The organism is Tenacibaculum lutimaris, assembly GCF_003610735.1.
Classification (GTDB): Bacteria; Bacteroidota; Bacteroidia; order Flavobacteriales; family Flavobacteriaceae; genus Polaribacter; species Polaribacter lutimaris.
Map to the genome: position 1 here is coordinate 107,634 of NZ_RAQM01000008.1, position 22,929 is coordinate 130,562.

Here is a 22,929-nt window from a genome sequence, read left to right on the forward strand (position 1 = left end):
TGAAAAATACCCCGATTGCACAAGTTGTAGGTTACTGGTTGATTTATTGAGGATTATATATTTTTAGGTAGAGATTATTGTATTTTTCTAAGATAATTTTTCGTCTCATTTTTAATGTTGGAGTCAAATGCCCCGAATTTGTCGTCCATTCATCAGGAGTAATTTCAAAACGTTTTATTTGCTCCCATTTACCAAACTTCTCATTACAAAAATCAATTTCTTTTTGAATTCGTTTGATTAGTTTTTTATCTGTAGTTATATCTGTAATAGTATGGTTATGTCTTTTAGCCCATTCTTGAACAAATTCTGAAGCTATTTGGATTAATGCTGCAGGCATTTTTTCTCCTTCACCAATAACCATTACTTGTTCTATAAAACGTGATTTTTTTAATTCACCTTCTAGTATAGCAGGAGCAATATATTTACCTCCAGAAGTTTTGAAGATTTCTTTTTTTCTATCCGTAATCTTTAAAAAACCTTCATTATCTAGTTCTCCGATATCTCCCGTATGAAAATAGTCGTTTTCAATAGATTCGTCAGTTTTTTCTAAATCTTTATAATAACCCATCATTACGTTAGGGCCTTTAACTAAGATCTCTCCATCATCAGCTATTTTTACACTTACGTTTTCAATAACTTTCCCAACTGTTCCTATTTTAAAGCCATTATTTCGCATATCGGTTACAGAGATAGCAGGAGAAGTTTCAGTAAGTCCGTAGCCTTCAAAAACAGGAATTCCTGCAGCTGTAAATACTCTAACAAGTCTAGCTTGTGTAGGAGCGCTTCCCGCTAACATAAATTCTAATTGTCCGCCTAAAGCTTCTTTCCATTTTGAGAAAATAAGTTTACGGGCTATAGAGAGCTTAAACTCATACCACCAACCATTTTCTTTGTATGGTTTATACTGTTCTCCTAGTTGCAATGCCCAGAAGAATAGGCGTTTTTTTATACCTTTTAAATTACTTCCTTTATCAACTATCTTATCAAAAACTTTTTCTAATAATCTAGGAACAACTGCCATAAAATGAGGTTGAATTTCACGTAAATTATCCCCAACTTTATCAATACTTTCAGCAAAATGAATTTCAAAGCCCATATATTGACAATAATAAGATGCTGCACGCTCAAAAATGTGACAAATAGGTAAGTAGCTAATAACTCTTTTTTTATTTCCTTGTAAATCGAGTCTTTTCCCTACAGCAAAAACGTTACTAACAATGTTATTGTGTGAAAGCATAACTCCTTTTGGAGTTCCAGTAGTACCTGAGGTATAGATAATAGTAGCTAAATCGTATGGTTCTACAGCTTTTTTTAATTCATTCACTGTTGTTTGATGGGTTTCATCTTTGCCAAGGTTTAGGAAAGAGTTCCATCCATAGTCTGTCTCTAGATCTTCAAAAGTAAACACCTTTTTAAGTTGTGTTTGTTCTTGAACTTTTATTACTTTTTGATAAAGTTCATCATCAGAAACAAAACAATAAACACTATCAGAATGATTTAAGATATAGGCATAATCTTTTTCTGAAAAAGTAGGATATAAAGGTACATTTACAGCTCCTATTTGCATAACTCCTATATCTAAAATATGCCACTTTGGTTGATTTACAGAAGTAATCATAGCTATTTTATCTCCAGGTCTAACACCAAGGTTTAGTAAAGCTTTACTTATGATATTGGCGTCTTCAATGTATTTTTGAGTAGATATACTTTTCCATTCATTGTTTACTTTTGAAACTAAGCAGTGTTGTTGAGGATAGTTTTCTAGTTGGTGATAGGGGAAATCAAAAAGACGTGTAACTTTTGAAGATATATGCATTTAAATGGTTTTGGTTGATGCATAAATCTATGAAAATAAAAGAGATAATTAAAAAAATAAATTGAGGTTAGTTGTAAAGTTTACTAACACTGTTTTTATAGGTTTGACCAATAGGAACCTTATGCTCATGAATTATAATACGATTTCCTTCTATAAACTTAATTTTATCAATAGCAACGATAAACGATTTATGTACTCTTAGAAAATTGTTCTCATTTAACATAGTTTCGTAATGAGAAATCTTTTCATGGCTTATAATCATTTCATCTGTTAAAAATAGTTTAGTATAATTTCCATAAGCTTCTATAAATAACAAATCACTTAAATCAATTTGATGGTGTTTTTTATCTCCTTTAATAAAAAATCTGGTATTGACTTGACTTGGTTGTATGCTTTCTTTTTGGACTGTTTTTGTAGATACAGTATCTGATACTTTATTTACAGCTTTTACCAAACGATCAAAACTAAAAGGTTTTAAAAGATAGTCTACAACATTTAGCTCAAACCCTTCAAGAGCATATTCTTTGTAGGCGGTAGTAATAATGGTTTTTGGAGGATTAGACAGCGTCTTTAAAAAATCCAATCCTTTTAATTTAGGCATGTTGATATCTAAAAACATAAAATCAACTGTATGTTTATTTAAAAACTGCATAGCTTCCATAGCATTATAGCAACTTTTTTCTAATTGAACATGAGGTAGCATGCTACAAAATTCCGTTATGATTTCATGTGCTAAAGGCTCATCATCAATAATTATATATTTAAGCATGCTTCGGTATTTTTAAAAGTGTTTTGTAAATGTTGTTTGTAATATCAATATTTAGTTCATGTTGTTGCTTGTACAACAAAGATAATCTTCGTTTTAAATTTTGCAGTCCAATTCCTTTAGAGTTAGTTATTTCATTAGGATCAAAATTGTTTTCTATTTCAAAGTAAATAAAATCATCATTATCATATAAATTGACATGAATAAAAGCATTTTCTGCTAGTGTTTCTATACCGTGTTTAAAAGCATTTTCAAGTAAAATAATGTATAGTAGTGGCGGAATATTTAGATTAGTACCTATGTTATGGTTAAAGGTAATTTCAACAGACTTTCTGTAACGGATTTTATGTAGTTCAATGTAATTATTTAAGTATGCTATCTCTTCTGAAATTTTTACAGTTTCTTTTTCCCCGTCATAAATTGTGTAGCGCATCATATCAGATAGTTTTAAGATAACTTCTGGTGCTTGGGGTGAGCTTTTAACTGTTAAGGCATACAGGTTATTTAGAGTATTGAAGAAAAAATGCGGGTTTATTTGTGTTTTTAAGAGTGATAATTCTGTTTTAGACTTTTCTTTTTTTAGCTCCTGTATCCATTTCCATTGTTCAAAAACCCAAAGAAAAAAGAAGATAGGAATGGGTATGAAGAAAATATAGAACGGAGTTTCTTGCTTTACTTTTAAATAAGCTTCTAAGTCACCAGAAAATAATCGTAGGTATAAAAAATATAAGAGTAGAGGTGTGTATAGTAGTGCTATGAATTTCCAGTATTTTTTTATGAAGTTGGGCACTAAAAAATAAGCTAGCCCACACCAAAATATCATTAATAGAATGAAGGTGATAGGATTATCTGGAAGCTTCATAAATGAATCAATAAGCACAGTAATAAAAAGTAGTACAAAAAGAACAGCAATACCAAATACAGCTTTCTTTTTCCTTTTTAAGTATTGATAATTATGTATGGGTAAAGCAATAACAAGTGCCCAAAAAACAGTAATTACAATAACCTCAACAGGTTGATCATTCGGTATATTTAGAAAATTCAGATAATCTAATAAGATGAATAATGGAACAATAATTAAGAATCCAATAAGAAAAGCTTTGTATTTCTTTAAAAAATCTATCATACCTCAAAATTACTCATGTAAAACTGTTCTCACAATTATATTGATAAACACTGTTGTTTTTTAGATGAATGAATAGTTTTTTTAGTCAAACATAAGTTAGCTATTAAAAGAATATGGTGTGTGCTGAAAAGAATATAGTACATCATTTTTAATTTATAAGAAAGGTAAGATGCTAGAGATTTGTTGCAAACAAAACGAATCTTATATGAATACATTAACTATAACAAACCTTACTAAAACATACCCTAACGGAGTTAAAGCACTAAATGGAATAAACTTAAAAATTTCGAACGGAATGTTTGGCTTATTAGGCGCTAACGGAGCAGGTAAATCTTCTTTAATGCGTACCATCGCTTCTTTACAAGAACCCTCATCTGGAGAAATTGTATTTAATGATTACAATATTATTAATAAACCAGAGGAGATAAGAAAACACCTAGGGTATCTGCCTCAGGAGTTTGGAGTGTATCCTAAAATATCAGCAGAAAAATTGTTAGATCATTTAGCTATTCTGAAAGGTATTACTAATAACTCAACACGAAAAGAGCAAGTAACTTCTTTATTACAACAAGTAAACCTTTACCAACACAGAAAAAAAGCAGTACATACGTTTTCTGGAGGAATGCGCCAACGTTTTGGGGTAGCTCAAGCCTTATTAGCCAACCCCAAACTAATTATTGTAGATGAACCAACAGCTGGGTTAGATCCTGAAGAAAGCAATCGCTTTTTAAATCTTCTGAGTGAAATAGGAGAGAACGTAATTGTTATTTTATCTACTCACATAGTAGAGGATGTTAGAAATTTATGTACACAAATGGCAATTTTATCGGAAGGTCAAATCATTTCTCAAGGTAATCCAAAAGAATTAGTAGCAAGTATTGAACATAATATTTGGACAAAAATTATAACTAAAAATGACCTTGAGCACTATAAAACAATGTACGAGGTTATTTCAACCAAACTAGTGTCAGGAGAAACACAAATAAGAGTTTTTTCTGAGACTTCACTATCTAACGGGTTTGAAAGAATCACTCCGAATTTAGAAGACTACTACTTTGCTACATTGTTTCACCATAAAAAAGCCTAACCTATGTTTAAGAAATTATTGCAATTTGAAATATATTATCAGTTAAAACAACGAGCTTTTCCCATATTTGCAGTCTTGTTTCTAGGCTTAGGATATTTTACAGGAAGCCAAGGACATGCTCCTACAGGAGTTAATTTTAACGCTGTTTATCAAGTTTATTTTCATACAGGTCTTTTTACTTTAGGTAGTGTTTTTATAACCATGCTTTTCGCGGTAACAGCTATTATAAGAGATAAGCAGCATAACATGGAAAGCTTAATTTACAGTTCATCCATAAAAAAGAATAATTATTTTTGGAGCCGTTTTTTAGGCACTTTTATTTTTAGTGTAGTTGCTTTTACCCCTTTTGTTATTGGCTATATTTTCGGGAATCATTTTTCTAATTTAGACGCTGAAAGACTAGGGAATTTTAATGTATTAAACTACTTACAGCCTTGGTTGTATTTAGTGTTACCTAATATTTTTATCTGTACCTCTTTAATATTTTCAGTCAGTACACTTACTAAAAACAGTATAGCCACTTATGCAAGTGCAGTATTTATTTACATGTTGTATTTTGTAAGTTCTATTTTCTTAAACTCACCATTATTAGCACAATCTGTTCCAGCATCACCAGAAATGATGTCGGTAGCCGCAATAGCAGATTCTTTTGGTATGGCTGCTTTTTTTGAACAGACTCAATATTGGACAGCATATCAAAAAAACATACAGTTGCTTTCTTTTTCAGGGTTGTTTTTATTGAATAGAATACTTTGGATAGCGCTTTCTATAGGAGTGCTGTTACTAACGTATAAAGCCTTTTCTTTTAGAATGACTACAAAAAAAGTTAAGAAAGAAAAGACAACAAGGAAAGAGAAAAAACAGCTTATATCATACAAGCCTATAAATGGAACATACGGAGTAGCTACACAAATAAAATCACTGTTATCGCTAATACGGTTAGAACTAAAGAGCGTATTTAAGAGCTTACCTTTTTTAGTAATACTAGGTATGTGGTTAATTATTGTTTTTTCAGAATTGTATGCAACTGTTCTTGAAGGAGGTGAATACGGAGTGAGTATTTATCCGGTTATAAATCAATTAATCGAACTCATAACAAGTCCGCTAACTCTTTTTGGATTGATACTACTAATCTTTTACGGTTCAGAGATTGTATGGAGAGAGCACAGTGTCAATTTTAATCTGATTATGGGCGCTACTCCTGTAAAAAACTGGGTGCTTTTTACTGCTAAGTTTACCAGTCTATCATTACTACCAATCTTACTAATAGCATCAGGAGTGCTTATGTGTATAGCTTTTCAAGTAAGTTTAGGCTTTACTGATATTGATATCAGTATGTACACATCTTTGTTTTATTATTATGGTTTACAATTGGTTATTTATGCTATGCTAGCCATATTTATAAATAGTATTACTAAGAGTAAATATATAGGAATGGGAGCTTTCGGTCTGTTTGTTATAATAAGTATGAAAGCTAACCTTTTAGGATTAGAACACCCTTTAACAAGTATAGGGTTTATGCCTAGAGTAACTTTTAATGGTATGAATGCCTATGCCTATAATGCTAAGTTGTTTAATCATTTAGGTTTGTATTGGTTAAGTATAGGGGTACTATTAATCTTATTGGCTTTTAAGATATGGAACAGAGGAATGGTAAAAGACTTTTCTTATAAAGTAGAGCAACTGAAACAAGGATGCAACTTAGGCGAAAAGGTATTGTTTTTAACTTTCCTTTCCGTAGCTATTGGTATGGCAAGCTTGGTCTTTTACAATACAAACTTTGTTGGTGATTATCAAACTGAAAATGATTATTTAAATTTTAGTGAAAATTATGAACGTATGTATAAGCAATATCAAGTATTAGAAAAGCCTTATCCAACCTCACAAAAAACGGAAGTAGCTATTTTTCCAAAGGAAAGAAAATATACTGTAAAAGCAAATTACATTTTAAAAAACACGAGTAATGAAGTAATATCCAAACTACTAATAACAGAACGAATTCCTGTAAAGCATATTAATATAAAAAATGCTCTTTTGACTACGAAAGATACAGTACATGGAGCGTATGTATTTGAATTTAAAGAAAAACTCAAACCCAATGATTCAGTAGTATATACTTTTGCTATTGAAAAAGAACTAAAAGGGTATGAGGAAGATAAAAGTATTGTTTATGACGGAACGTATATAACATACAGAAATTTTGAACCTATTATTGGGTATGCTTCTGGATATGAAATAGTAGACAGAATTGAGCGTAAAAAAAGAGGATTACCTGAGAGAATAGAAGAAGATAATTCAGATGCTCATATAGCTCTTGAAGATATTAAAATTGAAAAAGTACAATTTGAAACTATTGTGTCCACAAGTAAAGACCAAATAGCTATAAGCTCTGGAGATTTGATTAAGACTTGGTCAAAAAATAATAGAAATTATTACCATTATAAATCTCAAGGGAAAATATTGCCCATGGTAGCCTATTTTTCGGGGAAATATCAAGTTAAAAAAGCAAAGTATGAAGGTATTTCTATTGAGCAATATTATCATTCAAATCATAATTTTAATATTGATGAAATAGAAGAGAGTACCAAAGAAACCTTAGCGTATTGTCAAGAAAATTTTGGTACATATAACTTTAATCATGTTCGTATAGCAGAAGTGCCTTCTCATTGGTCATTCGGAGGGTATGCGCATCCAGGAGTTATTAGTATGGTGGAAGACCGTTTGTATTTATCAGATGTTCGTGAAGAAAACACATTTAATTTAGTTTCAAAAAGAACAATTCATGAAGTAGCGCATCAATGGTGGGGACATACATTAACAGCTAAACCTGTTGCAGGAGGGGCTTTATTTGTAGAAGGATTGGCAAAGTATACTGAAGCTGTAGTAATGGAAAAAATGTATGGAAAACGTGCTCTATATGAACTGGCAGAAGCAGCAAGAAGACGTTATTTCTTCGGAAGAGCTTTCGGCGGAACTCAAGAACCTCCAATTTATAAAGTACAGGATGAAGGCTATATATCATATGGAAAAGCATACACAGTATTCATGGCATTGAGAGACTTAATAGGGGAACAGCAAGTAAATAGAGTATTAAAAACTATCACAGATCGATATCGATTTGAAAATTCTCCCAAAGCACATACTATTGAGCTATTAGATGAATTATATAAAATAGTTTCAGAAGAAAATCATCATTTGATAGATGATTGGTTTAAAAAGGTAATAACCTATGATTTGGCTGTAGAAAAAAGTATGTACAAACAGCTACCCAATGGTACCTATGAGGTTACTGCAACTATAAAAGCAAAACGAATTGAAACATTAGAAAATGGAGAAACTAAAGAAATAGGGATTAATGAACCAATTAAAATAGGAGCTTTTACAATCCATCCATCACTTGTAAAAGATGATAATACTATGCTGTACTATAAATCCAGTCGAATAAACAAAGAACTCACTGAAGTTAGGTTTATAATAAATAAAAAACCTAGTTATATTGCTATAGATCCTTACGGAACAAGAAATGATGAAAATTTAAGAGACAATATATTTAGTTTTTAATAACAAAAACCGCCTTAATTAAGGCGGTTTTTGTTATTAAGTGATGCTTTTATGCATTTAAAAAGTCTTTTAACTCTTGATAAGAGCTAATTTGTATAGCTTTCTTTTGTTTATCTATAACGGATACTATTTGTGATGGAGTTTCAACGGTTACCTCTAAAACATCTTCAACAACATCTAAAAACTTAACAGGATGGGCTGTTTCTAAGAAAATCCCGAATTCATTTTGTAACCCATATTCTTTCAACCCTAAATAACCAACAGCTCCATGTGGGTCGGCAATATAGGTTGAGGTTTGATAGATGTTTTTCATGGCTTCACGAGTTTCATCATCAGAAAAAGAAAAAGACGAAAAAGCGGTTTTTAAAGCTTCTAAATTATTGTTGAATAATTCTTGGATTCTAATAAAGTTACTAGGGTTTCCAACATCCATGGCATTCGATATAGTTGCTTTAGAAGGTTTTGGTTGATAATCTCCACTTTGTAAGTAATTAGGAACGGTATCGTTTACATTGGTAGCAGCCACAAAATGTTTAATAGGCAATCCTAATTTTTGTGCCATAATACCAGCACAAATGTTTCCAAAGTTTCCACTAGGCACCGAAAAGACAAATTCTTTATGTTGTTTATAAACTTGTTTATAGGCAAAGAAAAAATAAAACATTTGTGGTAACCAACGTGCAACATTTATGGAATTTGCTGAGGTTAACGTACGATTAATTTCCGCATCTAAAAAAGCAGTTTTTACCATGTCTTGACAATCGTCAAAAACACCATCTACTTCTAAAGCTTTAATATTTTGTCCTAAAGTTGTGAGTTGCTTTTCTTGAATATCACTTACTTTTCCACTAGGGTAGAGTATAACCACATCTACACCTTTAACTCCTAAAAATCCATTAGCAACAGCACCTCCTGTATCTCCTGAAGTTGCCACCAAAACTGTAACCTGTTGATTTTTATCACGGTTAAAATAACCTAAACAGCGCGCCATAAAACGAGCACCTACATCTTTAAAAGCCATGGTTGGTCCGTGAAATAATTCTAGTGTACCAATATTATCTTCAATGGGTACTACAGGAAACTCAAAATTGATTGTTTCTTTAATGATTTTTTGTAATACGTCTTTAGGAATTTCATCACCTACAAATTTTTGAATGGCTTCATAAGCAATTTCTTCATTAGAATACTCACCAATATTATCAATAAATTCTTTTGATAGTGGCGTAATATTCTCGGGGAAGTAAAGCCCTCTATCAGGAGCTAATCCGTTTACTACAGCTTCTTCAAAGCTAACTTTAGGTGATGTATGATTGAGACTATAATAGTTCATAATTTCGTATTTAGTGTTGTTCTAAAATTTTGATTCCTTTTGTATTAATTTTTGAAAGAATCATGTTAAAATCAATTTGTTTGTCTTGGTATGTGTTTTGAATTGCTTTGTAAACATTCTCAGCAGTTGCATCTCCTTTACATAAAGCAAAAATAGTTGGACCTGAACCTGAAATTCCTGCTCCTAAAGCACCTGCTTTTAAAGCCTCTTTTTTCACTAAATCAAAATGAGGAATTAGTGTTTTTCTAGCTGGCTCAACGATAATATCAATTAGGGAATCTGCGATTAATTGATAATCATTGGTGTGTAATCCACTAATTAATCCGCCTACATTCGCCCATTGGGTAACCGCATCTTTTAGCGGAATCTCTGTTGGTAGCACATCTCGAGCATCTTTTGTTTTTACTTCAACTTGTGGATGAATAGCTACCACTCTTAAATCAGCAGGAACAGGGATTTTTACAATACTCAAAGGCTCATAACTGCGTACCAACGTGAATCCACCATAAATAGCAGCAGAAACATTGTCAGCAATAGGGGTTCCGCAAGTAGCTTCTTCACCTAGCATAGCAAATTGTGTCAATTCAAGAGGGGAGTAGATGCCTCCTAACAGCTGATTTACACCAAAGGCAGCCCCTGCAGCACTGGCTGCACTACTTCCTAAACCACTTCCAGGAGTATATCCTTTGTGAATGGTAATATCGATACCAAAATCAGCAGGGTGTTTTTCTAGCATAGCTAAAGCAACTACTCCCGCAGCATTTATTTGTGTGTCTAAAGGTAAATCTGCTCCTGTTATTTGAGTGATTTTTATACCTTCTACATCCGTTTTTGTAAAAGTCATAGTATCTCCAACAGTTTCGAGAGCTAAACCTAAAGCGTCGAATCCGCAAGAAACATTAGCGACAGTTGCAGGTGAAAATATTTTTATATAATTCATTTTTTTGCGATTAAAAACAAGTCGGTATCACCACCTTCTTGATATAGTTTGGTGTAATTTTCTAAAATTTTTAATTCTTGTTCTTCTAGAGCTTCAATCAAATATGATGGTTCATGATAATGTATAAACATGGAGTTTTTTCCATCTGAACTAGTAGTTATACGAGAATCTTTTTCGTAATCACCAATCATGGTACTGATGTATAAAAGTCCATTAGAATTCAACAAAATTGAAGCTTCTTCAATAAGTTTTAAAACGTTGTCTTTGGTAAGATACGGAAAACAAAATCCGAAGATAATAACATCAAAACCTTGCTGTAAACTGTTAATTTCTCTACAATCCATCACTTTAAAGGAAGCTTTCGGATTGTTTTGTTTTGCCAAATTCACCATATTTTCTGCTGCATCAATTCCTAACACAGAAAGTGTAGGGGTTTGATTTAAAAGATAGTGAGTAATCTTTCCAAAGCCACAAGCTACATCCAACACATTTTTATGAATTGGTTTCATATGCTTCAGAAGTAAGTCATAACTGTGATTATATACTGTATCATTAGCAAACTTATCTTGATACTCTTGAGCTACGGTATTGTAAATCTGTATGATATTTTGATAACGCTTTTCCATACATTATTGATTTCCAATTCGTATTACATCAGCAAAAATCCCTGAAGCAGTTACTTCTGCACCAGCACCAGCTCCTTTTATTTGTAGTGGATTAACAGGATATCTATCCGTAAAAAATAATACGATATTGTCGCTACCTTCTAAATTATGAAAAGGATGGTCAAAAGGAATGTGTTGCAAGCCAACACTCGCTTTTCCATCATTAAATTCAGCAACATATTTTAAACGACAGTTTTTGTTGGAAGCTTCTTTATATATTTGTTGAAAATGGCTCTCAAATTCAATTAATGAAGTATAAAAATCTTCATTATTCGTAGTTTTTATACTCTTTTCAGGTAAAAAAGCATTGTTTTCGATGTCTGAAAGTTCTAATTCATAACCACTTTCACGTGCAAGAATTAATATTTTTCGAGCCACATCTACACCACTTAAATCAATTTTCGGATCTGGTTCAGTATATCCTTGTTCCTGTGCTTGTTGTACAACATCGTGAAAAGAAATATTCTCATTAAAGTTGTTGAACACAAAGTTTAACGATCCTGATAGCACTGCTTGTATTTTATGTACTCGGTCACCAGAAGCAATTAAGTTTTTAAGCGTGTCAATAATTGGTAAACCAGCACCTACATTGGTTTCAAATAAAAATGGAGTATTGTACTTATGAGATATATGCTTTAGTTTTTTGTAATTGTTCAGTTCAGAAGCACAAGCAATTTTATTACAAGTAACCACCCCTATATTATTGGCTAAATAACGCTCATATACTTCAGAAACTTGTTGATTAGCAGTATTGTCAATAAAAACTGAATTACGAAGGTTTAATGCTTTTATTCTTTGGAAAAAAAGGTCTAAAGAACTTGCTTCTCCGTTTTGCAATTGTTCTTTCCATGATTTTAAACTGATGCCACTTTCATCAAAAACCATTTTTTTAGAATTGGAAACTCCCACAACACGTACATTCAATTTCAACTGTTCTTTTAAGTATTTTTTTTGTTGATGTATTTGTGCTAAAAAGCGTTCACCAACATTTCCTACACCTGTAACAAATAGGTTCAGCTGTTTTACTTTTTCCTCAAAAAACTGTTCGTGTAAGGTATTCAACGCTTTTTTGGCATCTGAACTGTTGATAACTGCAGAAATGTTCTTCTCTGAAGCACCTTGGGCTATGGCACGAATATTTACGTTGTTTTTGCCTAAGGAACTAAACATTTGTCCGCTTAAACCTTGATGGTTTCTCATTTTATCACCTATCAAAGCAATAATGGCTAATCCTTGTTCTACAATAATTGGATCTATTTTATGACGCTCTATTTCTACAGCAAAAGCTTCATTAATTTTTAAAGCTGCTTTTTCAGCATCTTCATCATAAATTCCCACACAAATAGAGTGCTCTGAAGAAGCTTGTGTAATAAGTACCACATTGATATTGTGTAGCGATAAAGTTTCAAACAATCGCTTAGAAATGCCAGAAACACCTACCATGCCGCTTCCTTCTAGAGTTAATAAGGTAATATTCTCAATATGAGAAATACCTTTTACAGGCTTTCCATTTTCTGTAATTTTTGAAATGAGTGTTCCCGAATTTTCAGGGGCAAAAGTGTTTTTTATTCGAATAGGAATCTCTTTTTCCAACACAGGTTGAATCGTAGGAGGGTAGATAACTTTTGCACCAAAATGCGACAATTCCATGGCTTCTTGATACGAAATATGTGGAATAGGAAATGCTTGCTTTACTAGATGCGGGTTTGCAGTGTACATACCACTAACATCTGTCCAAATTTGTAATTCTTCAGCATTTATAGCAGCAGCATAAATAGCGGCAGAGTAATCAGAACCACCACGACCTAAGGTAGTTGACTTTCCTTCTTTCGTTTTAGCTATAAATCCAGGTAAGAGTGTTATTTGGTGTTTATTAGTTGCAAAAAACTCTTGACAATTAGCGTTAGTTAATTGAAAATCTACTTGTGCTTTATCAAAATCATTAGAAGTACTAATTAACTCTCTACTATCTTTATACACAACATCCAGTTCTTTACTAGCGATGTTTGCAATAATATAAGAAGATAGTAATTCCCCAAAACCGCTAATGGTAGCTAGTGTTTTAGGTGTAATTTCATTTAGTAAAAAACAACCTTCTAACAAGGTTTTTAGCTGTTTAAATAATGAGTTAATGTGATTTTTAACTTCTTCTTGCTGATTTTTAGGTACTAATTCATGAATTACCTCAAAGTGTACTAATTCAACTTCTTTAAAGTTTTCGAGATAATTAGCACTATTTTGAGCAGCTTGTTCTGCTGATGCAATCAATTTATTGGTAGTTTTTCCAAAGGCAGAAACCACCACAATTAGTTGGTTGTTTGCTGAAGCATTGGCAATGATTTGTACTACTTTTTCTATGTTTTGAGGGTTGGCTACTGACGAACCACCAAATTTTAAAACGTTCATTTTAAAAAGGATAATAAATTAAAAATAAGATTTTTTAAGCTATTTATCTGTTTTCAAGTCTTTTGAAAAAATAAATATATACGGAATGATGATATGTATAGAAATAACCCCTAAAGGGTTGTAGTAGTAATTGTAGTTGTTGTGCCAACAAAAGAAGCCGTAATACTTACAGCTGGAATAGAGATGATATTTCTTTTGTTGTTAAACATTAGTGTAAAATTATAAATTATTTTTAAAAAACAAGTACATATGTTCTTTTTTTACGAAAAACCTCTTTGTATAGTACACAAAATACAACTATATTGCTAAAAAAAATAAGAATAATAAAAATTACTAAAACTTGTTTTATCCCAAAATATTAAATGGATAATAGTAGTTTTTGTTCTCTTATAACACGTAGTAGGTAATTATAGAAAATGAGAGTCTTTAAATACAGAGGAGGAAATTTTGAACGAGATTTAGACTCTCTTGAAAGAAACTATTATTGGGCACCTAAATTTGATGATTTAAATGACCCTTTTGAAACTTTAATAAATACTGACCCTTTCAAAGTTCAATCTAGAACCTTTGCTAAACTATTTGGCAAAGAAAAATCGGAACAGTTTTCAGAAGTAGAAAAAGCTCTTCACAATCTATTTGATGTCAAAAAAAAAGGAATAGGAATATACTCTTTGTCTAAAACTTTTAAAGACGAATTACTTTGGGCACATTACGCAGATAGTCATAGAGGTTTTTGTATCGAATATGATTTGGAATTATTAGCAAACAGTTACAAATCTTTTGAAACCTTTTCATTTCCTGTTATCTATAATAAGAAACCGCCAGAATACGGAATACGAGATATAAATAACACTAAATCAGAACAAATCGTACAGAAATTAGCTGGCTACAAATCTAAAAGGTGGCAATACGAACAAGAACATAGAATTGTTACTGGCTTTTACGGAGAACACCCTTATGAACCAAGTTGTTTGAAGTCAATATATTTTGGTTTAAATATGAACGAAAAGGAAAAAGAATTAATGATTGATAGATTAAAAGGTAGGAATGTCCAATTTTATCAAATAATCCAAAAACATAATTCTTATGAATTTGATGCGGTTAAAATAAATGATTTAACTAAAGAAAAATATACATACCTAAAGGAAATACCTGAAGAAATAACTAAAGGCAAACCAATCAATTTCGTTATTAATAGTAAGCTCTATATTAGAGATATAAAGGGAATGGTAGAAATAGAGTTAGAGTCCAAAGTGAATAGAAAACAATTGGATTGGATTGCTCAACTACTAAAAAAGGATATATTCAGGAAAGTTGAAAGACTATTTGTTTCATATACAATAAAGGACGGTTCAAAAGGAGAAGGATATTGGGCTATGAGTACTTATGAAAAAGACAAATTAGAATCTAAAATAAACGGACTTACTCTTGAGCAAGAAAAGTCTCTTGTAAATATCTTGACTAATGATAAAAGAAAAAGCTTGGGAAAGTGGATTGATGAAACACCATATGTTAGCAGTGGAATTATTCTTGTAGAGGAAAATAAAGATTTATTTTTCGAGACTATTTATCATGATGGGAGTAAGTCTTCTACTAAAGTCACATCTACAAAACTAAATGGTGATTATAGATACGATGATTGCGAACCAAATATTCATGGTGAGTATTTTATAGTGAGCAATGATGGAAAATTAAATTTTTGTTCCAATGACGGAATATTTAGAACAATAAAACCTTTTGATAAAAATAACTACCTACAACACCGTGTATAGCTCATTGCGGCTGAATTCCTAATCGGAATTCATTGCAATTTGCTATCTTTCGGTTATGGCGGAAAATCATAGCTGATTTTCCGCAACGAGCCATACACAAACACGTTGTAGCCAATTAAATAGAAGAATAAATGGTCATATTAATAATTTTGATTCTTTCTATCCCTATCTATTTTTTATCCAAATGGATTTTAAAAAAGAGGAACTTTGGAAATGATAAAAACAGAAAATATTTAGCGATAATTCCAGCTGTAATTTTTAGTCCAATATTATATGTTGGATTAATTTATTTGTGGTTTTTTTCGGTTTCTTATTACCCAACAAAAGATTTTAACAAACAAGAGTGGGAATCGAATCCACAAGAGAGATATAAAATGTCAGAAAACATAATCGACAGTAAAATATTAATTGGAAAAACAAAAAAGGAAATAGTTAAACTACTCGGTAATGATTATTACTCTTATACTGAAAATCATATCGCATATGGACTTGGGTTTGTTCCTGGGCTATTCAATATTGACCCTGATGTTTTAGATATTTACTTTGAAAACGAAAAAGTGATTAAAGTTGGACAACATGAAACATAAAAAATAGCTAACCTAAGATGTAAAACTGTAATTGGATATATTTTCATTACAACTTATCCAACTCACTTACTATAAGATCACATCCTTTTTCTATTTCCTCGTCAGAAATAGTTAGGGGAGGAGTAATACGAATGGCTCTTCCTTCAAAAAGTAACCAGAATAAAATCAACCCTTTGTCTAAACAGTTTAAAATTACTTGTGAAGCTTCTTCAGGAGTATCCACTAATAAAGCAAGCATCAAACCCTTTCCTCTAATTTCTTTAACTTTTGGGTGATTTTTAAATTTATTACGGATTAACGTTTCTTTTCGTAAACTTTCTTCCATTAAGTTAGAGGAAGTAATCTCTTGTACCGTAGCTAAACCAGCACTTGCAATTACTGGATGTCCACCAAACGTAGTAATATGTCCTAATTTCGGGTGTTCTTTTAAGCAATCCATCACTTCAAAAGAAGCAATAAAAGCTCCGATTGGCATTCCGCCACCTAAACCTTTACCAGTGATAATAATATCTGGGGTAACGTTGTAATTTTCAAAACCCCAAAATGTTCCTGTGCGTCCAATACCTGACTGGATTTCATCTAAAATTAATAAGGCTCCAACTTCTTCACAGCGTTGTTTTACTTTTGCTAAATAATTATTTTTAGGCTCGATAAATCCAGCACCTCCTTGAATGGTTTCTAAAATGACTCCGGCAGTTTTTGAAGTGATTTTTTCTAAATCTAATTCGTTGTTATACTCAATGAATTTACTTCCTGGAATTAACGGGCGAAAAGCTCTATTTTGTTGTTCTGCACCACAAACGCTCATTGCTCCTTGGGTATTTCCATGATAAGCATTTTTAGCGGCAATAATTTCGCTTCTACCGGTAAAGCGTTTAGCTAACTTTAAAGCGCCTTCGGTAGCTTCAGTACCAGAGTTTACCAAATAAACAGACGAAAGGTTAGGAGGTAAAGTTGCTGCTAAAGCTTTACATAATTCTAACTGTGGTTTTTGAATGAACTCACCATACACCATTACGTGTGTATACTGCGCTAACTGATTTTTTATGGCTTCATTAACCTTCGGATGATTATGTCCTAAACTATTGGCAGAAACTCCAGCTACGAAGTCTAACATAGCTTTTCCGTTGCTGTCATAAATATAACTACCATTCGCATGTGAAATTTCAATAGCTAGAGGATGCGGAGTAGTTTGTCCTTGGTGTTTTAAAAAATCGTCTTTCACAGGAATTATTTTAATTCTTTAAGATTTAGTTTTTTTCGTTCTTTAGTCTCTTTTTTAGAAGATTCTTTTAAAAAGTTTTCTTTGGCTTCTTTTACAACATCTAATTCCTTTTTTTCTCTTGTAGGAGGAGTGCTAGTGGTGTCTTTTACAAAAATGTCTTCTACAGTTAAGGGTTGTTCATCACCACGCCACAAAAAACCTTTAAATTTATGTTCTTCTGAAGGGAATTCAGAAGGGGGATAGGTAGTTCCTTCCGACTTTTTAAAGTATTTAGTTTGCGCTATTTGTCCGTTTTCTAAAATAAATTCAATATCACTCGCTATTTCTTTGGTAATGGTTTCAAGCTTATGCGTTTCATCGTTATTATTAAAATATAACGATTCAGCATTACCAATAACCATCATCGTGCGTAGCTCATCATCTTCAAATTTTCCGTAAATATTTCTTCCTTTTATTTGGTTAAAATTTTCTTTGTGAATTGAATCTTGCTGAATCATAAAAGCATTTTGAAGCACTTTTAAGGAATCTAACTTATTGGTTTCTTTATTAGTTAATAATTGAATGCTATCGCCTGTAATTTGGCTGTTTTTAGACCATAAAATAGGTCTTTTAAACATTCTTGTCAATCCTGTTTCTTGGCTGGTATGAATGGAATCGCACTTTCCTTGTAAGTCAGATTTAAATATTTTTACGTTGTTAAAAATACGGGCAATTCGTTTTTCAGGTTTTCCTGTAAGTAAAATTTTATCACCAGCAACGTGCATTGAATCTTTTTCAAAAACAGAAATAGCAACGGCTCTATCAATAATGAATAAAGAATCTTTTTGTTCGTATAACTCAGCATAGTTTCCTTTAGCAACCATGTTCTGAACAGTATCTACCACCTTTATATTGTTGGTCGCAGAAGCAAATCCGTTACGTTTGTCATAGTATAAACTATCGGCAGAGACTGTACGTTCTTTTAAAAATAACTTGGCATTTTTTACGAAGTAAGAAATATCGGTATTTGTGTCGTAAAAACCTCTTTCAGAATATACTTTGGTACTGTCTTTTAAATTGGTAATGGTACTTGGCCCATATAAGTAGGCTAGTTGTGTGTTTGTATAATAATCTAAATGGTCAGATTCTAGGTGATTTTCTGGATTTACAACTGTTACTTTAGATTGCGCAGTGAATTTTTTATCTCTTAAAAGATAGGTTCCTTTTACACTTTTTAGGGTGTTTTTGGTATCTCTAATTGTCCCTCCGTTAGGATAATGTAGTACTTGGTTAACTCTGTCAAAATGAAGTGTATCAGTTTTTAACGTCATTTCTTTATCGTTAATTTCTACATTACCCCAAGATTTCGCTTTTTTCGTATTTCCGTTATAAGTAGCAAAATCACTGTATTGAATAATTGTGTCTCCTTGTTCAATTACTACTTCACCAATGGCTTTAAACAAGTTTTTATCCTTATATAGTAAGGCTCTTTGGCAATCTAACGTAGCGCCTTCGTGCGACATTTTTACCTTACCAATTAACAGTGTAGCTCCAGGATACTTGCTTTCATCAGCAGTACTTAATTCGGTAGAAAGGATTTTGATTTTTTTTGTTTGAGAAAAACTTACAACAGAGAATAATATAAAAGCTAGTAGAAATAGTTTTTTCAAAATAATACGATTTAATGCACAAAAATAATGAAAAGAACATGCCAAAAATCTTAATAAAGAAATAAAATTATCAAGATAAATAAAAGGCTGTCTTTTAGTAAATGGTTAATTTTGTAGCAAATTAAAAAAATATAAAGATATGAGCGCTCATTTTGATTTATCAAAAGAAGAGATGAAATCTTACGGATATAAAATAGTTGATATAATTGCTGAACATTGGGATACTTTAGACAAGCAAAAACCTGTTGCTAGTGCTACTAGAAAAGAAATGGATAGTATTTTTTTACAAGAAGCACCTGCAGAAGGCATGCCTGCTGAAAAAGTGTTAGACTTTGTGATGGATAATGTAATGCCTAATAGTACAGTTGTTTCGCACCCTAAAGCTTTTTCATTTGTACCAGGACCTAGCAATTTTATTAGTACTATGGCTGATAGTTTAGCTACTGGATTCAATATTTTTTCTGGTGGATGGATGGTTTCTCCTGCGGCTGCTGAGTTAGAAATTGTAACGATGAACTGGCTATTAAAAATGTACAATTTTCCTGTAGAAAAAGGAGGGGGAATTTTTACCAGTGGTGGTTCTATGGCAAATTTAACAGCTTTAGCTACAGCAAGACGTTTAAAGTGTGGAGATGATTTTTCGAAAGCTGTTATTTATTTGTCAGATCAAGCACACTCTTCAAATATTAAAGCAATTCGCGTTTTAGGATTTAAGAAAGAACAAATTCGAATTTTACCTACTGATATTGAATTCAGAATTAGTATCAACAAGTTAAAAAATGCCATAGCAAAAGACAGGTTAGAAGGATTACAACCGTTTTGTTATATCGCTTCGGCAGGAACAACCAATACGGGTACTGTAGATCCTTTAAATGATATTGCAGATATTTGTGAAGAAGAAAACCTTTGGTTTCATATTGATGGAGCTTATGGTGGAGCAGCAATTTTATCTGAAAAAGGAGCTAAAGCATTACGAGGTATTGATAGAGCAGATTCGTTAACAGTAGATCCGCATAAATGGTTTTATCAACCTTATGAAATAGGTTGTTTATTAGTGAAAGATTCTTCTTGGTTAAGCAATACGTTTAGTGAAAAACCTGAGTATTTAAGAGATATTGAAGGAAATGAATCAGAAATTAATTTTTATGATTATGGAATTCAGTTAACAAGACGTTTTAGAGCATTAAAGTTTTATATGTCTATTAAAACCTACGGATTAAATACTTTTAAAGAGGCGGTAAGTTATAATATTCAATTAGCTGATGATGTAGAAAAGATGCTGCGTAAAAGTAGAAATTGGGAAATTATTTCACCAGCTACGTTGGCAGTTATTAATTTTAGATATAATCCTATTGGGTTAAGCTTATCAGAAAAAGAATTAGATGAGTTAAATCAGAAAATATCTCAAAAGATAATGGAATCTAGAGAAGCATTATTAGTTACTACAATACTTAATAAGCAAGTAGTATTAAGAATGTGTTTAATAAATCCGAAAACTACGATGGATGATATTAAAAAAACTTTAGAGCTGTGTCATCAATTTGGAGAAGAAATTTTAAATGGCAAGAAATAAAATAAAAGGGAAGTTGATTAACTTCCCTTTTTAATTTGAGTTTTTTTCAAACTGAGCCTGTATAAACTCTTTTGATTTTCCTTTTGTTATAGAAGCTGTTTGCCATTTATCATTTAAAATCATCTTACCTACATAAGCTATTTGACCAATATGATAAGGAAAATGAGCCATTTGCCTAGTAATACTTTCAATTAGTTTAACCTGTTTATTTCTGATAAGAATAGGTTGATTGAAATTTTCTTCATTTAATGAATTTAAAGCAGAAAAAAGACAATTCCAACCCTTTTCCCATTGAGCAATTAATTCATTTTTAGATAAGTCATGAGTTTCAAATTCAGCATCTCTATCTCTCCAATCTTTTTCACCATCAGAAGTAAAAAAGTCTGTCCAACGAGATAACATGTTTTCAGATACATGTACAATAATAGCAGCAATGCTATTACTTTCTTCATTGTACTTCCAGTGTAAGTCCTTTTCTTCTAGTTGTGCAATCGTTTTATCAGCTACCTCTTTATACGATTTAAACTGTGCTGTGATATTATCTAAATATTCTTGTACCATCATAAAAAAAGGAGCTCTTTCGAACTCCTTCAGAATTTATCTGTTAATTGTCTGTTTTCTGTCTGGTCCAACTGAAACTATCTTTACAGGTACACCTGTTTCCTTTTCGATAAACGCAATGTAATCTAATAAGTTTTGAGGTAACTGATCAGCAGAAGACATTTTTGTTAAATCATCCTTCCAACCTTTAAACTCAGTGTAGTTTACAGATACATTTTCAGGTTCGATATTGTATGGAAAGTGAGAAATTTCTTCTCCTTTATAGTTGTAAGAAGTACATACTTTTAAAGTATCGAAGCCAGATAACACATCACCTTTCATCATCATTAACTGTGTTACTCCATTTACATCAACAGCGTACTTTAAAGCAACTAAATCTAACCATCCACAACGACGAGGACGACCTGTAGTAGCTCCAAATTCATGACCAACTTTAGCCATTGTAGCACCATCTTCATCAAATAGCTCAGTTGGGAAAGGTCCTGAACCTACACGAGTAGTATAAGCTTTAAAAATACCGAAAACCTCACCAATTCTGTTAGGAGCAACTCCTAAACCAGTACAAGCACCAGCAGCAGTGGTGTTAGATGAAGTTACGAATGGATAGGTTCCAAAATCAATATCTAATAATGATCCTTGAGCACCTTCAGCTAAAATAGTTTTACCTTCTTTAATAGCTTTGTTTAAAAACTCTTCAGAATCGATAAATTGTAATGTTTTTAATTTTTCAATACCTCTAGAAAACTCAGCTTCTAACTCATCTAAATCGTAATCAATTTGTACATCGAAGTATGCTAACATACTTAAATGCTTTTCAGTTAAAGCTCTATACTTATCTTTCCAGTTGTCTAATTCTAAATCTCCAACACGCATTCCGTTTCTACCAGTTTTGTCCATGTAAGTAGGACCAATTCCTTTTAGTGTAGAACCGATTTTTGCTTTTCCTTTTGAAGTTTCAGACGCAGCGTCTAATAATCGGTGTGTTGGTAAAATTAAGTGTGCTTTACGAGAAATTAATAATTTAGAAGTGTAATCAATGTTATGCTTATCTAAATTTTCTAATTCTTTTTTAAAGATAACAGGGTCAATAACCACTCCGTTACCTACTACATTTAAAGCTGTTTTATGAAAAATTCCTGAAGGAATTGTGTGCAATACGTGCTTGTTTCCGTCAAAAATTAAGGTATGACCTGCGTTAGGACCTCCTTGAAAACGAGCAATAATATCGTAGTTTTTTGTTAATACGTCTACAATTTTACCTTTTCCTTCGTCTCCCCATTGTAAACCAAGTAATAAATCTACTGCCATTTAGTGTGTTGTTAAGTGTATGTTTTTATTTGTTGTTTCTTTTTGTTCCGTAGAAATAAAGTGAATGATTGTGAATATCAATATCAAAAACATCTTCAATAGTTTTTTTGATAATTTGAATTCGAGGGTCGCAAAATTCTTTTACCTCACCAGTGTCTGTAAGAATTACATGATCGTGGTTTTTATCGAAGTAACTTTTTTCGTAACGCGCCATAGATTGTCCATCAAACTGATGTTTACGAACCAACCCACAATCTAATAACAAATCCATCGTATTGTATAGCGTAGCTCTGCTTACACGATAGTTTTTGTTTTTCATTTTAATATACAAAGATTCAATATCAAAATGCTCATCAGCATCGTAAATCTCTTGTAAAATAGCATAACGTTCTGGTGTTTTACGATGCTTGTTTTCTTCTAGAAAAGAAGTAAACACTTTTTTTACAATTTCTTGATTTTCTGCTGAATTACTCATTTATTTTAAAATTTTACTCACTAGGTGAGATATACGATTCAAATATTTGTACTTATTAAAATGTATCTTTAATAAAAATCAC

Annotated in this window: 17 protein-coding genes; 5 read left to right on the forward strand and 12 right to left on the reverse strand. The window is 31.9% G+C overall.

What is annotated here, in order from left to right; translation table 11 throughout:
- Positions 1 to 43: 43 nt before the first annotated feature.
- The 3 genes from C8N26_RS06875 to C8N26_RS06885 form a co-directional block, all read right to left on the reverse strand.
- Positions 44 to 1,816: an AMP-dependent synthetase/ligase gene (locus tag C8N26_RS06875; RefSeq protein ID WP_120186660.1), complete on the reverse strand. Its 1,773-nt coding sequence runs from the start codon at positions 1,814 to 1,816 to the stop codon at positions 44 to 46.
- A gap of 67 nt (positions 1,817 to 1,883) precedes the next feature.
- Positions 1,884 to 2,585 (reverse strand): LytR/AlgR family response regulator transcription factor, encoded by a 702-nt coding sequence (locus C8N26_RS06880; RefSeq protein WP_120186661.1) that lies wholly within the window; start codon positions 2,583 to 2,585, stop codon positions 1,884 to 1,886.
- A complete protein-coding gene (locus C8N26_RS06885; protein WP_120186662.1) occupies positions 2,578 to 3,708 on the reverse strand; it encodes a sensor histidine kinase in 1,131 nt (376 codons plus the stop codon). Before C8N26_RS06885 ends, C8N26_RS06880 begins: the two co-directional genes overlap by 8 nt.
- A 205-nt stretch (positions 3,709 to 3,913) precedes the next feature.
- Between C8N26_RS06885 and C8N26_RS06890 the strand changes: the two genes are divergently transcribed.
- Positions 3,914 to 4,795 carry an ABC transporter ATP-binding protein gene (locus C8N26_RS06890; protein ID WP_120186663.1) on the forward strand — a complete coding sequence of 294 codons (882 nt, stop codon included), beginning with the start codon at positions 3,914 to 3,916 and terminating at the stop codon, positions 4,793 to 4,795.
- 3 nt (positions 4,796 to 4,798) lie between these two features.
- Positions 4,799 to 8,356, forward strand: coding sequence for an ABC transporter permease/M1 family aminopeptidase (locus tag C8N26_RS06895; RefSeq protein WP_120186664.1), 3,558 nt, complete (start codon positions 4,799 to 4,801; stop codon positions 8,354 to 8,356).
- A 49-nt stretch (positions 8,357 to 8,405) separates the two neighbouring features.
- Here the strand turns inward: C8N26_RS06895 and thrC are convergent, their stop codons facing one another.
- From thrC to thrA, 4 genes are read right to left on the reverse strand one after another with little or no spacing between them, the layout of a single operon-like run.
- Positions 8,406 to 9,686: a threonine synthase gene (gene thrC, locus C8N26_RS06900; protein WP_120186665.1), complete on the reverse strand. Its 1,281-nt coding sequence runs from the start codon at positions 9,684 to 9,686 to the stop codon at positions 8,406 to 8,408.
- Positions 9,687 to 9,696: 10 nt separating this feature from the next.
- Positions 9,697 to 10,626: a homoserine kinase gene (locus tag C8N26_RS06905; RefSeq protein ID WP_120186666.1), complete on the reverse strand. Its 930-nt coding sequence runs from the start codon at positions 10,624 to 10,626 to the stop codon at positions 9,697 to 9,699.
- Positions 10,623 to 11,252, reverse strand: coding sequence for a class I SAM-dependent methyltransferase (locus C8N26_RS06910; protein ID WP_120186667.1), 630 nt, complete (start codon positions 11,250 to 11,252; stop codon positions 10,623 to 10,625). Before C8N26_RS06910 ends, C8N26_RS06905 begins: the two co-directional genes overlap by 4 nt.
- Before the next feature lie 3 nt (positions 11,253 to 11,255).
- The gene (gene thrA, locus C8N26_RS06915; RefSeq protein WP_120186668.1) at positions 11,256 to 13,697 is read right to left on the reverse strand and encodes a bifunctional aspartate kinase/homoserine dehydrogenase I; all 2,442 of its coding nucleotides are present in this window, start codon (positions 13,695 to 13,697) and stop codon (positions 11,256 to 11,258) included.
- 416 nt (positions 13,698 to 14,113) lie between these two features.
- Between thrA and C8N26_RS06920 the strand changes: the two genes are divergently transcribed.
- The gene (locus C8N26_RS06920; RefSeq protein WP_051435877.1) at positions 14,114 to 15,469 is read left to right on the forward strand and encodes a DUF2971 domain-containing protein; all 1,356 of its coding nucleotides are present in this window, start codon (positions 14,114 to 14,116) and stop codon (positions 15,467 to 15,469) included.
- Positions 15,470 to 15,600: 131 nt separating this feature from the next.
- Positions 15,601 to 16,056, forward strand: coding sequence for a hypothetical protein (locus C8N26_RS06925; protein WP_028892061.1), 456 nt, complete (start codon positions 15,601 to 15,603; stop codon positions 16,054 to 16,056).
- Positions 16,057 to 16,102: 46 nt separating this feature from the next.
- Here the strand turns inward: C8N26_RS06925 and C8N26_RS06930 are convergent, their stop codons facing one another.
- A complete protein-coding gene (locus C8N26_RS06930) occupies positions 16,103 to 17,281 on the reverse strand; it encodes an aspartate aminotransferase family protein (RefSeq protein ID WP_120186669.1) in 1,179 nt (392 codons plus the stop codon).
- A gap of 5 nt (positions 17,282 to 17,286) precedes the next feature.
- The gene (locus tag C8N26_RS06935; RefSeq protein ID WP_120186670.1) at positions 17,287 to 18,930 is read right to left on the reverse strand and encodes an OstA-like protein; all 1,644 of its coding nucleotides are present in this window, start codon (positions 18,928 to 18,930) and stop codon (positions 17,287 to 17,289) included.
- A 139-nt stretch (positions 18,931 to 19,069) separates the two neighbouring features.
- Here C8N26_RS06935 and C8N26_RS06940 point away from each other — a divergent pair, with 139 nt between their 5' ends.
- Entirely contained in the window at positions 19,070 to 20,503 is a 1,434-nt protein-coding gene (locus C8N26_RS06940) for a pyridoxal phosphate-dependent decarboxylase family protein (protein ID WP_120186671.1), read from the forward strand.
- Between the two features lie 30 nt (positions 20,504 to 20,533).
- Here the strand turns inward: C8N26_RS06940 and C8N26_RS06945 are convergent, their stop codons facing one another.
- Genes C8N26_RS06945 through C8N26_RS06955 form a run of 3 tightly spaced genes read right to left on the reverse strand, consistent with a single transcriptional unit; the run spans position 20,534 to position 22,847 of the window.
- The gene (locus C8N26_RS06945; protein ID WP_317124621.1) at positions 20,534 to 21,067 is read right to left on the reverse strand and encodes a DUF1572 family protein; all 534 of its coding nucleotides are present in this window, start codon (positions 21,065 to 21,067) and stop codon (positions 20,534 to 20,536) included.
- 33 nt (positions 21,068 to 21,100) lie between these two features.
- Positions 21,101 to 22,372 (reverse strand): adenylosuccinate synthase, encoded by a 1,272-nt coding sequence (locus tag C8N26_RS06950; protein WP_120186672.1) that lies wholly within the window; start codon positions 22,370 to 22,372, stop codon positions 21,101 to 21,103.
- Between the two features lie 25 nt (positions 22,373 to 22,397).
- Positions 22,398 to 22,847, reverse strand: coding sequence for a Fur family transcriptional regulator (locus C8N26_RS06955; protein ID WP_028892056.1), 450 nt, complete (start codon positions 22,845 to 22,847; stop codon positions 22,398 to 22,400).
- Positions 22,848 to 22,929: the final 82 nt, after the last annotated feature.